16 protein-coding genes are annotated in these 19,703 nt (G+C 51.9%); 9 read left to right on the top strand and 7 right to left on the bottom strand.

Going from position 1 to position 19,703, the window contains the following annotated elements:
- Positions 1-14: 14 nt before the first annotated feature.
- The 5 genes from ACYQ8U_RS02820 to ACYQ8U_RS02800 all read right to left on the bottom strand — a co-directional run bounded on the left by ACYQ8U_RS02820 (position 15) and on the right by ACYQ8U_RS02800 (position 6,670).
- Positions 15-911 (bottom strand): FMN-binding protein, encoded by an 897-nt coding sequence (locus tag ACYQ8U_RS02820; RefSeq protein WP_459943994.1) that lies wholly within the window; start codon positions 909-911, stop codon positions 15-17.
- Positions 908-1,963, bottom strand: a complete 1,056-nt coding sequence (locus ACYQ8U_RS02815; protein WP_459943993.1) for an RnfABCDGE type electron transport complex subunit D — start codon at positions 1,961-1,963, stop codon at positions 908-910. The genes ACYQ8U_RS02820 and ACYQ8U_RS02815 overlap by 4 nt, the downstream gene beginning before the upstream one ends.
- Positions 1,964-2,065: 102 nt before the next feature.
- Positions 2,066-3,388 (bottom strand): electron transport complex subunit RsxC, encoded by a 1,323-nt coding sequence (gene rsxC, locus ACYQ8U_RS02810; protein ID WP_459943992.1) that lies wholly within the window; start codon positions 3,386-3,388, stop codon positions 2,066-2,068.
- 90 nt (positions 3,389-3,478) lie between these two features.
- Positions 3,479-4,462 (bottom strand): dihydroorotate dehydrogenase-like protein, encoded by a 984-nt coding sequence (locus ACYQ8U_RS02805; protein WP_459943991.1) that lies wholly within the window; start codon positions 4,460-4,462, stop codon positions 3,479-3,481.
- A gap of 453 nt (positions 4,463-4,915) precedes the next feature.
- A complete protein-coding gene (locus ACYQ8U_RS02800; protein WP_459943990.1) occupies positions 4,916-6,670 on the bottom strand; it encodes an SLC13 family permease in 1,755 nt (584 codons plus the stop codon).
- 169 nt (positions 6,671-6,839) lie between these two features.
- Between ACYQ8U_RS02800 and ACYQ8U_RS02795 the strand changes: the two genes are divergently transcribed.
- Complete coding sequence (locus ACYQ8U_RS02795) at positions 6,840-7,733, top strand: DMT family transporter (protein ID WP_459943989.1); 894 nt, start codon at positions 6,840-6,842, stop codon at positions 7,731-7,733.
- 87 nt (positions 7,734-7,820) lie between these two features.
- The gene (locus tag ACYQ8U_RS02790) at positions 7,821-8,171 is read left to right on the top strand and encodes a cupin domain-containing protein (RefSeq protein ID WP_459943988.1); all 351 of its coding nucleotides are present in this window, start codon (positions 7,821-7,823) and stop codon (positions 8,169-8,171) included.
- A gap of 242 nt (positions 8,172-8,413) precedes the next feature.
- Here ACYQ8U_RS02790 and ACYQ8U_RS02785 read toward each other — a convergent pair whose 3' ends face one another.
- On the bottom strand, positions 8,414-9,703 hold the full coding sequence (locus ACYQ8U_RS02785) for a DUF401 family protein (protein WP_459943987.1): 1,290 nt from the start codon (positions 9,701-9,703) through the stop codon (positions 8,414-8,416).
- A 260-nt stretch (positions 9,704-9,963) separates the two neighbouring features.
- Here ACYQ8U_RS02785 and ACYQ8U_RS02780 point away from each other — a divergent pair, with 260 nt between their 5' ends.
- The 6 genes from ACYQ8U_RS02780 to ACYQ8U_RS02755 all read left to right on the top strand — a co-directional run bounded on the left by ACYQ8U_RS02780 (position 9,964) and on the right by ACYQ8U_RS02755 (position 17,837).
- Positions 9,964-12,660 carry a hybrid sensor histidine kinase/response regulator gene (locus tag ACYQ8U_RS02780; RefSeq protein WP_459943986.1) on the top strand — a complete coding sequence of 899 codons (2,697 nt, stop codon included), beginning with the start codon at positions 9,964-9,966 and terminating at the stop codon, positions 12,658-12,660.
- Positions 12,632-14,074 carry a sigma-54-dependent transcriptional regulator gene (locus ACYQ8U_RS02775; RefSeq protein ID WP_459943985.1) on the top strand — a complete coding sequence of 481 codons (1,443 nt, stop codon included), beginning with the start codon at positions 12,632-12,634 and terminating at the stop codon, positions 14,072-14,074. Before ACYQ8U_RS02780 ends, ACYQ8U_RS02775 begins: the two co-directional genes overlap by 29 nt.
- 494 nt (positions 14,075-14,568) lie before the next feature.
- Positions 14,569-15,129 (top strand): LutC/YkgG family protein, encoded by a 561-nt coding sequence (locus ACYQ8U_RS02770; protein WP_459943984.1) that lies wholly within the window; start codon positions 14,569-14,571, stop codon positions 15,127-15,129.
- Positions 15,130-15,144: 15 nt separating this feature from the next.
- Positions 15,145-17,337, top strand: coding sequence for an L-lactate dehydrogenase (quinone) large subunit LdhH (gene ldhH / locus ACYQ8U_RS02765; RefSeq protein WP_459943983.1), 2,193 nt, complete (start codon positions 15,145-15,147; stop codon positions 17,335-17,337).
- A 46-nt stretch (positions 17,338-17,383) separates the two neighbouring features.
- Positions 17,384-17,659, top strand: coding sequence for a FadR/GntR family transcriptional regulator (locus tag ACYQ8U_RS02760; RefSeq protein WP_459943982.1), 276 nt, complete (start codon positions 17,384-17,386; stop codon positions 17,657-17,659).
- Positions 17,649-17,837 (top strand): FCD domain-containing protein, encoded by a 189-nt coding sequence (locus ACYQ8U_RS02755; protein ID WP_459943981.1) that lies wholly within the window; start codon positions 17,649-17,651, stop codon positions 17,835-17,837. The genes ACYQ8U_RS02760 and ACYQ8U_RS02755 overlap by 11 nt, the downstream gene beginning before the upstream one ends.
- A gap of 105 nt (positions 17,838-17,942) precedes the next feature.
- Here the strand turns inward: ACYQ8U_RS02755 and ACYQ8U_RS02750 are convergent, their stop codons facing one another.
- The gene (locus ACYQ8U_RS02750; RefSeq protein WP_459943980.1) at positions 17,943-18,506 is read right to left on the bottom strand and encodes a chalcone isomerase family protein; all 564 of its coding nucleotides are present in this window, start codon (positions 18,504-18,506) and stop codon (positions 17,943-17,945) included.
- A gap of 233 nt (positions 18,507-18,739) precedes the next feature.
- On the opposite strand from ACYQ8U_RS02750, the gene hslO reads away from it, so the two are divergent.
- Positions 18,740-19,624 (top strand): Hsp33 family molecular chaperone HslO, encoded by an 885-nt coding sequence (gene hslO, locus ACYQ8U_RS02745; protein WP_459943979.1) that lies wholly within the window; start codon positions 18,740-18,742, stop codon positions 19,622-19,624.
- The last annotated feature ends 79 nt before the right edge of the window (positions 19,625-19,703 follow it).

Here is a 19,703-nt window from a genome sequence, read left to right as displayed (position 1 = left end):
TCCTCTTACAAGAATTAAAACGATACAGCAAGCTGCTGTTCTTTTAGAACCTTATCCAGGACAGTTACCCGGTAGGCAAATTTCCTGACAATACCTTTTACCCCATTGGCGACGGCCTTTGTTGAAATAGTCGCTCCGGTAATTGCATAGATATCCTTGTCCTTATACTGCTCGCGAAAACTCATAATATCCTCTTCGCCGACCTTGCCGGTAAGAGCCTTGAGATAATCCTCGGGAATCGGCGCCTTGAGGACATCGACTGTTTTCAAGGCTTCAAAGGGTTTGCCCTTAAACTGGTTTTTGAAGTAATCCTGTTCAATTTCCGCGCCAAGCCCGGGATCTTCCTCATGCTCAAGAATCTCTATGCCAACGAGCGAAAAAGCCGGATCAACAGCCAGCATGACATTGATAAATGTCTTAAAGCCCTGGAACTTGCCGCCGAGCAGATAGGCTATGCGATTGCCGTTTTCAGTGACGACAATGGTCTGATCGGCAAAATTGACCACATTGCCTGGACTGACCGCGGTAACGACGGCCTTGTTACGTGTTTCCGCCTCAAGTGCGTCGCCTGCATTCAGGGCCACCGGTTTCGATTCTATCAAAGTGCCGTCGAGGTCAATGTTGACAAAGAGAAAGTCATTCTCTCCTGCATCTCCGGAAGGCACCAGGTAGCCGATGGATTGTTTTTCATTGTTACTGATGACGTATCGGTATACCGCATGCATGGCCATTGAATCAGGCACAGTCGCGCCACCTTTATAGCCGAGCAGTTCATACATAACCTGCTGCTCTTTGACATGTTCGTTATGTTTCTTGGCATTGCTGGTAAAGATGAAGCACAGGCCCATAACTGTCGCGGCCAGCAGACAGGATACCGTCAGGCGAACAATAATTGTTATGATATCTTTCATTTTGCACCTCCTGCAGGCAGGGCAAAACGTTTTGTTTTAAACCAGCCGTCGAGAACAGTGCTGAGTGGATTCATAAGCAGTATGGCATAACAGATACCTTCGGGATACCCGCCTTTCATTCTGATGAGCACGGTCAGAGCACCGATGCCGATGCCGTAGACGATCTGCGCTGTTTTCGTCGTCGGACTGGTGACATAATCGGTGGCCATATAAAAAGCCCCGAGTATGGCGCCACCGGACAAAAGAGCAAGCAGCGGGTCCCCGTTGAAGTAACTTTCTCCGCCGAATATCCAGGTCAGTGCGGCAATGGATCCAAGAAGGGAAACAGGGATATGCCAGGTAATATAGCCACGGTAGATGAGGTACAGGCCGCCGAGGACAAGCAGGAAACCACTTGTTTCTCCGATACAGCCCGGACGCCAGCCAAGAAAAAAGCTGGTATAGAGGCTTGCCCCACTGCCAAATGTCTCGGTGAATACCGCCATGCCCTGCTCTTTCATCACAGCGAGAGGCGTGGCGGTCGAAACGGCGTCAACGGAACCGGCCAGGTACGAGAAAATACCGAAACCCTCGATCGGTGCCAGCCAGGCCGAGGTCATGGCGACCGGAAATGATGCCAGTAAAAATGCCCGGCCGAGAAGAGCAGGATTAAAGAAATTGTAACCAATGCCGCCAAGGAGATGCTTGCCGATATAGATGGCAAACACTGCAGCCAGAATAGGAAGCAGCGGCGACACACCCGGCGGAATGACAAAGGCGAGCAATAATCCGGTCAGAACGGCACTGCCATCCTTGATTGTCACCGGCCTGCCTAGGGTTTTTTGACTTACGGCCTCGACAACAACACAACTTATAACGGAAACAGCAGTTATAAGCAGCGTTTGTATGCCGAAGACAAAAACCGACAAAATCAACGGCGGCACAAGGCAGGCCACAACCGTCCACATAATTTTCTCGACCGACTCACTGCTTTTCAAATGCGGCGATACGGAAACCTTCCACAGGCGCGCCGGCGCAGTCGTCTGATCATCTGAAGCTTGCTGTATGCTCACGACTCTCCTCAAAACATCGTAGTTAATGCCCAGACCCTGGATCAGGGCCAATTGTTTTTTCTCCAGTTGCCAATTATACAACGTGCTCTATGCAACCTGCTGCTACTGCCTCTTTGCCTTCATCTTGGCCAGCCGGACAAATTGCACAAGCGGACGTTTGGCCGGGCAGACATAAGCGCAGGAACCACATTCAAAACAGTCAAAGACACCAAACTGCGCGGTATCCTGAGCTCTGTTTGCCTCGACGTAGATGCCGATCTCCTTTGGCTCCAGTCCCATCGGGCAGGCATCGAGACACCAGCCGCAGCGAATACACTGGGAATGCGGTTTCGTGTCGATCTCCTCTTCCGTGAGAAAGAGGACGGCCGAGGTGGTTTTGGTAACCGGAACCTCAAGGCTGGAGACGGCAAAACCCATCATCGCCCCCCCCATGACGACTTTTGCCAGACCAGGCTGCAAGCCGCCAAGATACTTGACAATATCACTTACCTTCGTGCCTATCTTGACCTGGAGGTTGGCTGGCCTGGCAATACCTTTGCCGGCTATGGTGACAACCTTTTCGTACAAGGGCTTGCCGTACACGACCGCATCGTAGATGGCCTTCGCCGTGGTAACATTCTGCACGACAACTCCCACCGCTGAAGGCAGGGCCATGGCCGGGACTTTCCGCCCGGTGATAGCATGGATGAGCTGTTTTTCAGAGCCTTGCGGATATTTCACCTGCAGCGGCTGGATTATGATGGAGTATTCTCCGCCGGACGCCTGTTCCGCGGCTTTGGTCATTGCACCTATAGCGTCCGGTTTATTGTTCTCAATGCCGATAAAACACCTGGTGATACCAAGGATTTTGAGAATAATTTTTGCTCCTTCGACTATCTGCCCCGGGTTTTCCAGCATCTGCCGATGATCGGCGGTAATGTAGGGCTCACATTCGGCGCCATTGAGCACCAGGGTATCAACCGGCGAATCCGCGGGCGGATTGAGTTTTACGTGGGTAGGGAAACCGGCGCCACCGATGCCAATGATACCGGCATCATGAATTTTAGCCAACAGATCCGCACCGGCAAGCTGCTGCCAGTCGACCTTGTGGTATTGCACAGGCGCAGCCTCCCGGTCCACCTCAATGGTGATCGACGGAGCGCTCACCCGCACCGGATGCACGGAAGTAGCCAGATTTTTAATTTTCCCGGCAACCGGAGAATGGAGCGGAACTCCCAGGCCCTTCTTCACCTCGCCGATCAGTGCCCCCTCGGTGACCTGATCACGCTTGGCGACCGTCGCTGTACATGGAGCCCCAATGTGCTGGCTGAGAATAAGCTCGAGTTCGTCGGGGACAGGCATTATTTCTATACCTGAGCCCTGTGTCTGCGCTTTGCATTCAGGCGGATGAACACCGCCTTTTGGAAATGTCAGCAACGATTTCATATTTACTTGATAATTTTAGTTAATTGGATGCGGTTTCCCCTGCCTTGCAGGTCTGTACGACTATTTTATCCCTGGGTCAGGAGCAGCCGATCAGGACAATCCGCCATAATACTTCATAAATTGTGTTCGTTCAAAGACTGCGGGCTCGGTCGCCTTCTCATAGCTCAGTTTCCCTCTAAAGGCTGCCAGATCGGCAAAAGATTTCTGTTCCATCCATTCATCAAGCCCTTTGAGGATCGTAGCGATCTGCCCTGCACCGTTTTTATACAAGGTGGAAACGATCTGCACAGCGGTCGCTCCAGCCAAAATCTGTTTAATGACCCCTGCACTGTCATGCACACCCGTCGAGGCCACCAGATCTTTGTCGATCAGACCGGACATCAGGGCGATCCAGCGCAGAGGCCCACAGCCCTCGGATGGACTGCTCAGAACATCTGCAGATTTTACCACCATCTTGTCAATATCTATGTCAGGACTGTAGTAACGATTAAACAGCACAAAGCCGGACACCTTGTCAGTCCAGCTCAACTTCTGGATGAGGTTGGCCAGTGAGGCCGAATAGTGGCTCATTTTGAGAGTGAGTGGAATGGAAATCATTCCACTCACCGCATTGATGATCTCGGTATACTGCTGCTCATTTTGCCCGCTGGTCATTTTCGGATTCGAGGGAAGCAGGGAAATATTCAGCTCAATAGCATCCGCCCCCTGCTGCTCAATAGATTTGGCAAAGGCAACCCATTCGTGGGCCGAGACACAGTTGATACTGGCTATCACCGGAATATCAACGCTCTTTTTGGCGCCGGAAATCAGTTTCAGGTAACTGTCGACCTCGTTGCCGCGGGTATATGCACGAATATAATCCGTTGCCCCTGGATAATCAGCGGTATAGCTGTCGAGGTTGGCGGATAATTCCGCCTGAATCTGTTCCTCAAAAAGAGACTTCAGCACAACAGCACCGGCACCGTTATCCGCTAACTCCTTTATCTTATCAACCGAATTGGTATATCCACAACTGCCGACAATCAACGGATTTTTAAGATCCAGTCCGAGGTATTTCGTTGATAAATCTTTCATATCGTCTGAGGCGTTCTCCATTGAAAAAGATGTTCTACCTGGCGGCAATCAACATAAAACCTCTCCCGCACTTGAGCGAATAATTGTGCGTAATATGCACAACAAAAAGGAGAAGCGATTAATTGGCATGATAAATTACGGTAGACAAATACTAAATATTTCCAAAATTTCAACAATATTTCGCTACAACTGCGTAAACAAACTACTATCTGACTGTTATTGCGTGGTATAAATTTTCATCTCTGTTTTGTTTAGTAATTCTATTTAACAGAGGTTGACTGTCTTTATCTCAACATATTGTGCGACACTCCAATTTCCGGAAGGAATCTCTGAGAATTTTGGGTCAAAAGAGACCTGGGATGTTGTGCAAGGACAACACCCCAGGCATTTTCAGGAAGAAGATGCCACTACCGACCGTAATTTCTCTATGGCCAGATTGTCCGTGCTGTACCTTTATTTGACAACGGTCATCGCCCATTCAGGCACAACACCAAGCTGAACACCGAACATCGGCAGGACAAAGAGGTAGGTAATAGCCACGGTAATGAACATCCCGAGAATATTGAGACCAAAACCACTTTTCACCATCTGTGGAATGGTCACATACCCGGAGCCAAAAACAATTGCGTTTGGCGGAGTTGCAACCGGCAGCATAAAGGCACAGGAGGCCGCTATCGCTGCAGGTACTACCAACAACAGAGGATTCTGCCCGAGTCCGATGGCAACAGCCGACAGAATCGGCATGACCATCGCAGCAGTTGCAGTATTTGACGTGAGTTCGGTCATAAAAATAATCAGGGTGCTAACGGCAATAACCAACACCAGAATCGGAGCAGTGTCCAAAAGGCTCACCTGACTTCCTATCCAGGTCGCCAGCTCGGTTTCTTTAAAACCACCGGCCATGGAAAGACCGCCGCCAAAAAGTATCAATACCCCCCATGGCATTTTTGAAGCCCAGCGCCAATCCATGACAAAAATATTTTTCTGTAAATTTATTGGAATCAAAAACAAGATCAAAGCACCGGTCATGGCGATAGTCGCGTCGGTGATTAATTTGGGATCGGTAAAAAGAAAGGTCAGTTTGGTTCTGAAAATCCAGCCGAGAGCAGTGAGACCAAAGACCAGTGCCGTCCAGCGCTCTCCAGCGCCCATCCGCCCCATAGCCTTTAGTTCGGCAACAATCAGAGCACGACCACCGGGAACTTTTTTCAATTTCATCGGGTTGGCAAATTTTGTCAGCCACAACCAGCAGAGGGGCAGAAAAATAGCAACAAGAGGAACACCTACCTTCATCCAGTTGGCAAAGGTGATTTCATAGCCATAGGTTTTCTGTAGATATCCGGCAAGCACAGTATTAGGAGGAGTACCAATAATAGTGGCAATACCGCCAATTGATGCCGCATAAGCGATTCCAAGCATCAAATTCAGACCAAAAGCAAAATTTTCCGGCGAGAAATCAATCGTTTTGTCAAGACCTTCCTTTTTCCCTTCCGTGATAACATGAGTGATAATTGCCAGACCAATAGGCAACATCATAACGGTGGTTGCGGTATTCGACACAAAGGCCGATAGGACAGCAGTGGCAGCCATGAAGCCAAAGATCAACCGTCCGGGTGAAAAGCCAACTACCCTGACGATATTCATGGCAATACGCCTGTGCAGCTCCCACCGCTGCATGGCAAGCGCAATAATAAAGCCGCCCATGAACAGGAAAATAAGATGAGAGGCATAAGGGGCTGCGGCCTTTGCAGTGTCCATAATGCCCATAAGCGGAAACAGAGCAATAGGAATAAGGCTCGTTGCGGGAATCGGAATCGCTTCAGTCATCCACCATGTTGCCATGAGACAAGCAACCGCAGCCATTTTCTGGGCCATCGGTTCCATACCCGATGGGGTTGGCATAAAAAGCATCGTGAGAAAGAGCACCGGCCCAACAACCAGACCAATTTTCTGCCGCATGGTGTACTCCCGCGGATCTCCCTCATCGACGCCGCCTGGCCCTGCCTGGATACGTTCAATGTGCTCAGCAGGTGCATCTTCGATTTCTTCAGTCAGGTCGACATCTTTATCCTGGTGCTGTACAGCAAGTGTCACATGATCTTTACTGAAATGCCTGATTAATTTTTTTGGATTAAAACTCATCAGACTCTTAGTTTCATCGTGCATTTGCCAAAGGTGGTCCCAGAAAGCATATCCAGTCATAAACATCCTCCTCATTTTATCTATTGATCCAGCGACATTATAAATTTCAGTGCGGAATTCTGCAAAGCCCATTATCTTGCTTGTTTTTAATTGATTCCAATTGTATACCGCTCTGGCTAAAATTGGGCGACATCCCTATTTATTGCAAGAACCTTACCCTCCCTACGTTCACATTATGCAGAATTTTCGCCTTCGCCATATGCCGACTTTCCAGGTGCTCTGCGGTGCCTTTTTAATCAGTTTTTCCGGTATCTTTGTCAAGCTGGCAGATGTTCCTCCAACGGCGTCGGCTTTTTATCGGGTATTTTTTGGCGCGATTTTTCTACTGTGCGCCACTCTCTGGTTCAAGGATTTCAAAAAACTCATTCCCGTCGAGCTGCTCCTGATTACCTTTTGCGGCTTTGCCTTCGCCCTCGACCTTTTTTTCTGGCATGAAAGTATTATGTACATCGGCCCGGGGCTGGCGACGCTTCTTGGCAATTTCCAGGTCTTTCTTCTGGCCGCGACGGGGATACTCTTTTTCGGTGAAAAGAGCCGTCCCAGGTTTTTTGCTGCCATACCTCTGGCAATTGTCGGCCTCTTGCTTATCATCGGCCTGAACTGGAACAACCTGGACAACAACTATAAAACCGGCATCTATTTTGGTTTGCTGACAGCGGTATGTTACACCGCTTTTCTGCTCAGCCTGCGAAAAATTCAGTCGGACAAAAGTCATTCGATCTTTTCCGCTCTTATGATCATCTCGATCTGGTGCGCTCTCTTTCTTGGCATGAAGATGCTTCATGCCGGCGATTCTTTTATCATCCCGAATACAAAGAGTCTTCTTTCTCTGCTTGGCCTCGGCCTGTTCAGTCAAACAATCGGCTGGGTTTTGATCGCCAATGCCATGCCGAAGATCCGTGCATCGTTTACCGGGCTGATCCTGCTTCTCCAGCCGGCCCTGGCCTTTATCTGGGATGTACTGCTGTTCAACCGGCCAACAGACATCCTCAACTGGACAGGAGTCGTCCTGACCCTGGCGGCCATTTACATGGGCCTGACCGGCAAGGCCGCACGGACGAAACCTTAAACAGTTGCATTCCCGGTATTTCGCTATACTATTACCGCAGGCAATTTATTATCTGTGTTTCAAAACCATATGAGCAGTGAGACTATTATGAAAATTGCAGACTACCAGGATTCTCCTTCCCATAAATTTGACAGCGAGACAGTCAAAGGCGTCACCGGCAGGGTCGTCATCGGCAAGGAAGATGCAGCCGACAACTTTTGCATGCGGGTATTCACCGTCGCTCCGGGTGGTTTCACCCCACGGCACGCACACGAGTGGGAGCACGAAATATTCATTCATTCCGGTAAAGGTCAGGTCTGGCAAAACGGCGAATGGCGGACTGTCACCAGCGGTACAGTGGTTTTCATCCCCGGCAACGAAGAGCATCAGTTCATGAATGCCGGCGGGGAAGACTTCGTTTTTATCTGCCTTATTCCCTCGGGTGTTGCTGAAATATGATGGCGTCGTAAAAACTCTTCATCTTGTTCGTTGTTACAATTTTTCTATCATTACGACGTACTTTAGTACGCCGAAATAATAGAAAAATTGCACGCCTCCAATACGAAGCTTTTTACTTATCCATCGGAAATCGAAGTTCTTACGAGTTTGTCAGAAATAACACCCCGCCACCCTACCGCCCTCCCACCTCTTTCCTGAAAACAGTACTTTAAAACAGTACTTTTTTTTGGTGAGAGGTGGCTTTATAGCAATAAAAGCCAAAAGAGCAAAGCACCCGACAGGCCGAAACAGATTGAAGGTGCGATCAGTCTGCGCCAGGCTCGACCCAGATCCGTTTCAAAATAATTACAGGTAAGAACAAAACAGATGTGAATCGGCGAAATCATCACCCCGGTAAAACCGGAAAACGATCCTAATATCAAGTACGGGACTATCCGGTCCTCCATGCCCAGTGAGTTGAGCAGACCAATCAACAGGGGGAATGTCGCTCCGACAAAGGCCACATTGATGCCCGCGACCATCCCCACCAGAAAGGGCAGAAAGACTGCCGCGGCGAAAAGGGCCACCCCGCCGCCGGCGCTTTGCGCCATCGCCTCGACAATTCCCGCTGCCTGCATCACGTCCTTGAAAACAAAGATCGCCGCGATAACCATGAGCATGGTCCAGAGACTCTTTTTCTTCAATACTGCCCCGAGAAAACTGACGCCGAGCCGATTCTGAATCATGATACAGATAATGGCGGCGAGCAGGGCAGCGATGACGCCCCACTCAAAGGAAATCTTCGCAGCAAAGCCGGCCAGCAGCGTCTCCAGGCCGATGGCTCCGACTATGGCGATGATCAGAGGCAGCCCCTCGGTCACCACCTTGCGTCGCCCTCTTTTCTCCCGGGGCAGGTCAGCTGCCGACGGCAGCGCCGCGGTATGCAGCACCCCCGGCCGGAGGAAAAAGAACCAGCCGATGGCAAACATGGCGACAACCCCCGGCCAGGACCTGGCGATGTATGCCGTAACGGGCACATCAGCCAGGGCAACGGTCAGAATGATTCCGGGATAGAGCGGCCAGGCCATCTCCCAGACGTGGCGGAACCAGTAATTGATAACGACCTTATCCTCTTTTTTTAGGCGCATATCGGCACTTACCGCCTTGACCATAGGCGCCGAAAAAATTGCCCCGCCGGGCATCGGCAAAAGACCGATCAAGGCCGGGAAAAATATCAACCGCAATCGCGGGTGGACAAGATAGCCGGATAACGCATCCATCAACCTTACAGACTGGCCCGACCTTTCCAGAGCATCGGAAAGAACGAGTATCGCGCCGACGATGGTCACCAGAAAGAGAAATTTTTCCTGCACCAACGCCAGACTGCTCGTCTTGAGCAGTTCGGTGGTCGAAAGGCCGAAAATAAGCCCCATAAACAGCCCACCCGCCAAAATTGACAGGGCAAGGCCGAGTTTATTTCTGATACCGACCAGCATCAGACAAAAGGCCGCTATCACTTTCACGAACGGCAGGGCAATTATCATGAATTCCATAAATAACTCTCCAAAAGAGCAGGTAGAAGATCAGTAACGCAGCACGTCAGGAGTCAAATGGCATACTGTATTTCGAGAAAATTCTGCAAACCGTAACCACATCCGTAGAAAAAGTGCATCTGAAAAGGGCATTGCCCAAACAGATTATCTCGAAAAAGCAACCGAAGAGAACCCGACGGTATGTTTTTTGCTTTTACCCTGATTTACAGGTATTATATCTCGACTTTTACAAGATCGGCCAACGACCAACCATAGGCACTATGACGGAAAATCCACACCGACAAAGCGGCGGCGGCTGCATTATCTGCCTGGCCTGCATCATTGCCTGCCTTTTCCTGATGCTGCCGCCGCTGTCCCTGGCCGATAAGGAAAAGAAGACGGTTCTCTATCTCAACTCGTACCACAACGGCTACCACTGGTCCGATGGGCTGCTCGAGGGAATTCGTACCGTGTTGAACCAGGGCCGGTATAAAGTGGATTTGCAGATTGAGTATATGGATGCGAAGAAATACAACTACGACAGCATTTCCAATAATCTGTATGCACTGTACCTGGACAAATTCAAGGAGGAGCACTTTGACATCGTCATCCTGTCCGATAACGATGCCTTGAACTTCGTCAATAAGCACCGGCACGACCTTTTCAAAGATATTCCCGTGGTGTTTTGCGGCGTCAACGACCTCGGGGATGGTGATATTGCCGCCGGCAATATTACCGGCATTGTCGAGGTCTACGATTTTATCGGTACCCTGCAGGTGGCCCAAAAACTCCATCCGGAAAAAAACCGCCTCGTCTATCTCATTGATACGTCGACTACCGGTATCGCCATTCGCCATCAGGCGGAAACGCTTCTCGAACAACACAATCTCGGGCTGCAGGTCGAATTCTGGTCTCGGCTCAGCCTCGAAGAGACGCAAGAAAGGGTTGGCGCGCTCCCGGACAACACCTTTTTGTTTATCGCTCCTTATTATCAGACCATCAACGGACGATTCTACACCTCGGAGGAGGTCACCGCCGCCATCTATTCGCACAGTTCCGTGCCCATCTATACCGCCTGGGAGTTTATGGTCGGCTATGGTACCGTCGGCGGCAGAGTCCTTTCCGGCGTCGAGCACGGCAAAACCGCCGGAGAAATGGCATTGCAGATCCTCGGCGGCACCAGGGCCGATGATATCCCCATAATACGGGAACCCGGAGACGGTATGTATCTCTTTGATTACCAGGTGATGGACAAGCTCGGCATCAACCAGCAGCTCCTGCCGGAAAACAGCCGGATAATCAACGCGCCCAAGGCCTTCTACTCGCTGTCAAAAGAGCTGTTCTGGACGATGATAATCAGTTTTGTCATCCTGTTTCTCGCTCTGGTGTCCATGGTTGCAGCGATGCTGGAACGCCGCAAGGTCGAGCGCAAGATAACCGACCAGCTGGCGTTTCAGGAGACTCTCATGGATACCATCCCCCAGCTGGTCTCGTGGAAGGACGTGGAGGGAAGGTACCTCGGCGCCAACCAGGCGTTTATTGAATTTTTCGGCATCCGCAACATTCTCCAGGTCGTCGGTAAAAAAACCGGCGAACTGCTCAGCGACAGTGCCTATAGTGAATGGTCGATAAAAGCCGACGGCCTCGTCGTTGACAAGAAGGAGGCCTATCGCAAGATACGCCGCAAGGTCAGTGACATGAACGGCGCCGAGGCCTGGATAGAGGTCAACAAGGTACCGCTCAGAGGTCAGGGAGAACGGATAGTTGGCGTCCTCACCACCGCGGAGAATATCACCAAGGAACAAAACCTTGAAAAACAGCTCCTGCAGTCGCAGAAAATGGAGGCAATCGGCACCCTTGCCGGAGGCATTGCCCACGACTTCAACAACATTCTCACCTCGATCATCAATTCCACGGAGCTGGCCATCGGCGATGTTCCCCCCGGCAGCCGGACCGAGGCCGACTTAAACAGAGCTCTCAAGGCGGCCAGGAGAGGGGCGAGGGTTGTCCAGCAGATCCTTTCATTCAGTCGCCCGTCGCGCGAGGGCTTTCGCCCAACCGACCTTGGCCAGGTAGTGCAGGAAGTTGTCCAGCTGATGGAGGCGTCCATGCCGGCTGACATAAGGGTATGCAGCCATATTGCCCCCGGCCGGAATTACTTTGTCCATGCCGATCCGACCCAGATGCATCAGGCCCTCCTCAACCTCTGTACCAATGCCTTCCATGCACTGCGGACAACCGGCGGCCAGATCGACATCGAGCTTGCCCCCGTGCCCGCCGAAGAAAATCCGCTTACGCCGGTCGATACAGTCGCCGCCAACGACTGTATAAAACTGTCGGTTTCAGACGACGGCCCCGGCATCAACCCGGAAATACTGCATAAAATTTTCGATCCATTTTTCTCGACAAAAAGTAAATCAGAAGGCACCGGTCTCGGCCTGGCCGTCGTCCATGGTATTGTCAAAAGTCATCTGGGAACGATTCAAGTGAGCTGCGGCGATACCGGGGGGACAACCTTTGCCATCTTCCTCCCGGAAGCCGCCGCCTGCGCAGACATCGTCTCGAGCAGTCCGGGTGGCCTGCACGACCTTGGCGGACACATCCTCTTTGTTGAGGATGATGAAGACCAGCTGCAGACAACACCCCGCCTGCTGGAAGATATGGGCTTTTCGGTCACCGCGCTGCGCGAAGCGAAAGCGGCGTTACGCCTGGTGGCCGCCGGGACCCATCATTTCGACCTGCTCATTACCGATTTCGACATGCCGGTCATGAACGGCACCAAACTGGCCGGCCTGCTCCCCGAACTCCCGGTCATTCTTCTCTCCGGTCGAGACGACGCACGGGTCGCCGCAAAGGAACACTCGAATATCCACAGTGTCATTATCAAACCCTATGACAAAAAAGACCTCATGGACGGAATCCGTGAGGTTATGCACAATGGAAAAAAGTATGCCAAGGATCCTCATAATAGACGATGATGTCGACGCCTGCGAAACAATGGTCAGCCTGGTTACCCGGCTCACCTACCATGCCGACATGGCCCACACCCGCCAGGAGGGGTTGCGTCTTGCCCGCAATAACAAGTATGACGTGGTGTTTCTTGACGTCTACCTTCCCGACGGCAATGGTCTGGAAATTCTCCCGCCGCTGCTGGCCCAGGAGGATCCGCCTGAAGTGATCATCCTGACCGGCAAGGGCAATCCGGACGGTGCCGAGCTGGCCATCGAGGGGGGCGTCTGGGACTATCTCCTCAAACCGACCTCCATTCGCGACATCACCCTTACCCTCAACCGGGCACTGAAATATCGCACGGAAAAAAAAGGCCACATCGCACCGGCAGCACCGACCATGCTGGAGGGAGTCGTCGGCAGCTGCCCGGAAATACGAGCAAGTATCAACCTGACCGCCAAGGCGGCACGTTCAGACACCAACGTGCTGATAAGCGGAGAAACAGGCACCGGAAAAGAATTATTTGCCGGCATCATTCATAAAAACAGCGGCCGTTCTTCGGGAAACTTCGTGGTGGTCGACTGCACCGCCCTGACGGAATCCCTGGTCGAATCGACGCTTTTCGGCCATAAAAAAGGCTCGTTCACCGGGGCGCAGTTTGATCGCCAGGGACTTATTAACGCTGCCGATGGCGGGACACTCTTTCTCGACGAGGTGGGTGAAATGCCCCTGTCCATCCAGAAAGTCTTTCTCCGGGTTCTGCAGGAAAAACAGTTCCGGCCGGTCGGCGCCGTCAAGGAGCAGGTCTCCAATTTTCGACTCATTGCCGCAACCAACCGGAACCTGGATGACATGGTCGACAAGGGGCTGTTTCGCAACGATCTGCTTTTTCGCATCAATACCATGCGCATCCACCTGCCTCCTTTACGCCAGCGCACCGGTGACATTGCCGAACTGGCAACGGTCAGGGTCAACCGGCTCTGTGAAAAATTCGGTTTGGAACATAAAAAATTTGGCGATGATTTCATCCCGACGCTGAATGAATATACATGGCCCGGCAATGTCCGGGAGCTGTTTAACATTCTCGAGCGGGCGGTAATCGATGCCGGCGGGGAGAGTACCCTGTATGCCATGCACCTGCCGAGAAGCCTGCGTATCCAGGTGGCCAAGACGCAGATATCACAGCTTACCGGCAGAGAGGTCATTGAGGAAACTCCTGGAGGAATGCACCCGCTGGTCCAGACTGTCGGCCAGAAAATATTTGAAGATATCTTTGACAGCTCGCTCCTGCCCCTGAAGGAATTCAAGAATACGGCGGAAAAAATCTACCTCGGCGAACTGATCCGCCAGTGCGACGGTAATATGCAAAAAATCATGCATGTTTCCGGGCTGTCGCGTTCCCATTTCTATGCACTTCTGAAAAAGTATCATCTGACCCTGTAAGCGATAGTTCCCGGTAGGTGCCGTACTACCACCCGGTATTCAGGCCATACCAGCTTCTTGTCCTTTTTTTAAGACAAAGATTTATTGATATAATAACAACGCTTTGACACTTTAAAAACTGTTTCATCAGACGCACAGCAAATATGTCCTGCACATTCGTCCTGTTTTTCAGACAGCCGCAAAATTTAAAATATATTTAATTATTTCTCACACCTCAATCGATTTTCGCCAGAGGTGACACTGCCGAATATCATCGTAAGATCCTGAAACTGGAGTACACAATGTCCTTTTTTTCAGACACCATGTATACTGCTTGTTGAAAGGAACTTGCCAAAAAGAAGCTAATAGGATGATTTTTCTTCAAAAATCTACAGAAACCTGCTTCTGGCACAACAGTTGCTCTGTTTTTGAGAAGCGAGACCAATACCCGCACCAAACAAACAGTGCATCTTTTCCAGAGTACCTACATACCAACAAAGCGCAGGAGAGAGTGTATGACAAAAAACAATACCGCCCGTTTCATCGAGTCTGCCGGACGTGTCGGGGCAGAGGTTCTCCAGGTAGACAGCCTTCAGGAAGCCGTCAGCTATATCAGAGACAAGGCACAAGGAACAACCCTGGTGCCCGAGACGTCGCTGGTCAGGCGCCATCACCTGCGGGCCCTTCTTTCCGAGGCCGGCGTTGACGTTTTTACCGAAAAATTCAGAAATGCCGGCCAGATGCCTGGTGCGGGTGTCACCTTCTGCAATTTCTGTCTGGCCGACAGCGGAACGGTGGTTCTGGAAAGCACCGATGAGGAAATTCGTCTGGCGACAACCCTGCCCGAGCTGCACTTTATTCTGGTCGACCCGGCAACAATCCTGGAAGACAATCTGGCCGCGGTCGAACCGATGACCGCCTTCCATCAGGGACATGAGCCGAAATTTATTGCCTACATCAGCGGTCCCAGCCGTACCGCCGATATTGAACGGGTTTTGACCATTGGCTGTCATGGTCCAAGAGAAGTGCATATTCTTCTGGTCAACGACATCTCCAGTGATTTATTTGAAAACTGATTAAGGACAACTGCCATGGCCACCGACGAAACGTATAAAAAGAGTGTTGAAGATGCTATCGCCAACCCTAAACTCAGCAAGGCACTGCACCTTTTTGGCGACGCCTACCTGATAGCCCGGGAAAACGCCTTCAGAGGCCTTGATTTTGAAGCGATGCGCACCGAGCTCGCCGCCATGAAAGATGATGTTCGCATACGCCGAAAAGAGCTGCTCGCCGAATTCATCAAAAATGCCCAAGCAGCGGGTTCCAAGGTCTTTATCGCCAGGGATACCAAGGAAGCCAACGACTATGTGATCAAGCTCGCTAAAGAGAAAGGGGCCAAACTCATTGCCAAATCCAAATCAATGGTCTCCGAGGAGGCTCACCTGAACAAGTCCCTGGCGGCGCAGGGTATCCGTGCCTCGGAGACCGATCTCGGCGAGTGGATCATCCAGCTGGCCGGGCAGCGCCCAAGCCATATGGTCATGCCGGCCATCCATATGTTCAAGGAGGAGGTGGCCGAACTCTTCACCAAGGAATCCGGCACCCGTCTTTCTCCGGAGATCAAAACCCTGGTCGATCACGCCCGCCAGCGCCTGCGTAAGGAATACTTTAATGCCGATATCGGCCTGACCGGAGCCAATTTTCTCGTGGCCAACACCGGCGGCATCGGTCTGGTCACCAACGAGGGGAACGCCAGACTCTGTGCCACCCTGCCGAAGGTACACGTGGTCTTTGCCGGTATCCACAAACTGGTGCGTAACATGGAGGATGCCATTAAAATCACCCGGCTCCTGCCGCGAAACGCCACCGGCCAGCTGCTTACTTCCTACATTACCTGGATTCGCGGGGCGGTGCCGGTAAGCGGGGAACAAAAAGAGCAGCATATCATCCTCATCGACGGCGGCCGCGAAGCCCTGTACGAATCGAAGGTCTGCCAAAATGCCCTGCGCTGTATCCAGTGCGGCGCCTGCGCCAATGTCTGCCCGGTCTACCAGACCGTCGGCGGCCATGTCTTCGGTTCGATCTACATCTCGGCCATCGGCATTATCCTCACCGCCTTTTACGAGGGACTGGACAAGGCGAAAGAGATCACCAGAGCCTGTATCGGCTGCCGGTCCTGTGTGGCGGTCTGTCCTGCCAAAATTGATCTGGAAGAGATCATCCTCCATCTGCGCAACGAGGTAACCAAGGAATACGGCATGGGCGTTGTGAAAAATATCGCCTTCAAAGCGGTCATGAAAAATCGCACGCTCTTTCACAGCATGGTCCGGGCCGCCTCCAAACTGCAGCGGCCGGTCACCGAGAAAAAAAGCGGCGACTCCGAACGGCGCATTATCCGGCATCTGCCCCTGCATTTCATGGAAAAAGACTTTACCGAATGGCGCGATCTGCCGTCTATTGCCGCGAAATCCTTCCGCGATCAATTCGACACAATTCCGCAGCATGTCACCAAGCCGCAATACCGCGTCGGCTTCTTTGTCGGCTGCGGCGCCGATTTTGTCTATCCGGAAGTGGGGGTCAGTTTGATCAAGGTGCTCAACGCCCTGGATGTCGAGGTGGTTTTTCCGAAGGGCCAGAACTGCTGCGGCATCCCCGCCCTGTACGCCGGTGATACCGAGACCGGGGTCGAGCTGGCCAAACAGAGTGTTGAGGCCTTTACCGAGGCGGATGTCGATTATATCCTCGCCATCTGTCCCACCTGCACCATGGCCGTGAAGCGGGATTTCGTCGACAGGCTCGCCGATCATCCCCAGTGGTCGGCCAAGGCCATGGCCCTGTCGAGCAAAACCATGGATGCCTCAGCCTTTCTGGAAAATATCCTCGGTGCTTCCGAAAAACTTCGGGCCATGGGTCTGGCAACAGCTTCGCATCCGGCACAAACCGTGACCTACCACGACTCCTGCCATCTCAAACGTGGTTCCAATGTCTGGAAGGAGCCGCGGGCTCTGCTTACGGCTTCCGGGCATCAGATCAAGGAAATGAAGAACTCCGACCGCTGCTGCGGTTTCGGCGGAACCTATTCTTTTCTCAGCCACCCGCAGATCTCCAGGCAGATCACCAAGGATAAGGTCGCGACTATCCAGGACACCGGCGTGAAAATCGTCGCCACCGATTGTCCCGGCTGTATGATCATGTTGAAGGGCGCTGTCGGCAAGGCGGATGAGTCGGTTCGCTGTGCACATACCATGGAGCTCCTGGCGGAATCGCTCAACGAAAAAAACTGAGCCGTCGTTTCTTCACAAAAAACTAGACGTTTTTCGGTAGACCATTATGAATATACGACCCATCACCCCCAAACGTATCTCCGGCCAGATTTTTCAACAGATACGCGAGTTGATCTATAAAGGAGTGTATAAACCAGAGCAGCAGATTCCCCCGGAACGGGATCTCGCCGCCTCAATGGAAGTAAGCAGAACATCGGTCAGAAACGCCATCGACAAACTGGTGCAGATTGGACTTCTGCACCAGCTTCAGGGCCAGGGCACCTACGTCAGCTCCCCGGAAACCCGCAGGGGGAATCCGTTCTCCGGGGCACATGAAGCATAATGCGGCCGCCTACGAGGATATCCTCGACCAGCATCGGAGGATCTTCGAGCATATCAATAACCGGGATGTGCAAAAAGCCGAGACGACCATGCGCGACCACATTCTCTATGTACTGCATTTTTTCGAGAAACGCAGAGCCGTTGCGGAGAGTATGCCGCTCAACCATCAGGCGGCATAGAGAGCAATGAGAAACGCCGGAGAGTCAACTGGAGCGACTCCCGGCGTCTCTTTCTTATAATTCAACATCGTAAAGAGCCGGATTTCAAGATGGCGTCGATACAACCTATTTGTTATAGCTGAGCAGCTGTTCTTTCAAGCCCTTGTTGACCGGCTTTTCGCCCAGCCAGATGCGCAACAGGGCGTCATTGAAGTCCTTTCCGGGGATCACGCCCTTTTCCTCTTTGGCGATAGTGACCACGGTTCCCTGGGCCGGAATATAATCAAGGACAATACTCTCGCCCTTCCTGGCATCGACAAACATCGCGTTGAATTGATTGATCCTTTCCTGCAATTTGACCACTTCTTCCGCCGGGGAGTTGCCGGCAAAGCCTTCGTCCCAGCCGGCGGTCAGTTTTTCCTTTTCCACTTTATCATAGAGAAAATGCATGACGACCCGTTTGCGTCCGTCCTTGTCGATCACCTCGCTGGCCACACTCGAGGGATGCTCTAGGTGCAGCTCAGCAATGTAGATATCGAAAAAAAACTTCGATCTGATGCCGGCACCGTTCAGATGCAGCTGAATACCATCTTCCGTCTGCAGTGTTTCCTGCACCATCACCCCGGCAATCTCTTTGGCATTTGCCGGCACACTGCAGCATAACAAAAAGCAGAGAACAAAAAATCGCATTGTGATACTCCCTTGTCTGAGGTTGAGGTATGGGGTAGACGTTCACCGGCACCGGTCAACGTTTACCATATGGCGGTGAAAATTAACGATGTACTGTACTGCTTTCTAACGAGTACGTAAACGTAAAATTACTCTTGCCAAAGATTCAATGTTGTTCCTCGCATATTTAGCACTATACTATGCAGCGAAATATCATGATGCGACAACTGATTAATCTCCAATTACAGGAAACCATGGCTGATAGTTTAGAAAGGGTTATCTCACTGTCCGGCAATTTTTTCGGCGTCGCCTGCAACACCACCGAACTGGTCACCGAGGCGTGCCGACGCCATGATGTCGGCCCACTGGCCGCCGCGGCTCTCGGCAGGGCGTTGACCGGCGCCGCTCTTCTGGCGGCACTGTTAAAAGATAGCCAGAGTGTCCTGCTAAAGTTCGAAGGAAATGGTCCACTGAAGAAGATCATCGCCGAGGCGGGCTATGATGGCTGGGTGCGGGGCTACGTTGCCGAACCCCATGCCGAGATGCCACTCAAGGATGGACGCATCGATGTCGCCGGCGGCCTTGGTAAAGCAGGCTTTCTCACCGTGGTGAAGGATATCGGCAACAACCGCAAATATCCCGGCACAATCGAACTGTACACCAGCGAAATCGGCGAAGATCTCGCCTATTATCTTTCCCAGTCCGAACAGACCCCATCGGCTATCGCCCTGGCCATTCACCTGGCGCCGGATGGTTCGATTGGCGCTGCAGGCGGTTTTCTTATCCAATCCCTGCCCCCGGCAGAGGAAACAGTACTCTCACAGCTGGAAAAAGAAATCGCCACCATGCCGCCTCTATCCCGGCTCCTCCTTGAAGGGGAGAGTCCGGCTGAAATTCTGTCACTTTTATTTCGGCAGGTTCCCCATAAAACCATAGGCTCGCGGCAACTTGTCTATGCCTGCAGCTGCAGTCGGGCCAAGATGGAAGGGGCGCTTTTTTCACTTGGTGAAGAGGATATTCGCTCCCTGCTGGAAAAAGAAGATGGAGTGGACGTACAATGCGAGTTCTGCCGGCAAAGCTACAGGTTCGGCAAAGATGACCTGCTCCATCTGCTGCAGACGAATCAGAAACCGTCATAACCCTGCCGTTAGCAGGCTTCAGAACACATATTTTTGTGCTGATAATTTGACAGGCAATCGCGCAATAGCGTACTCTGTC

The organism is Desulfocastanea catecholica, assembly GCF_054657295.1.
The sequence above is the reverse complement of the archived record's forward strand: the minus strand, read 5'-3'. Positions and strand labels throughout refer to the sequence as shown.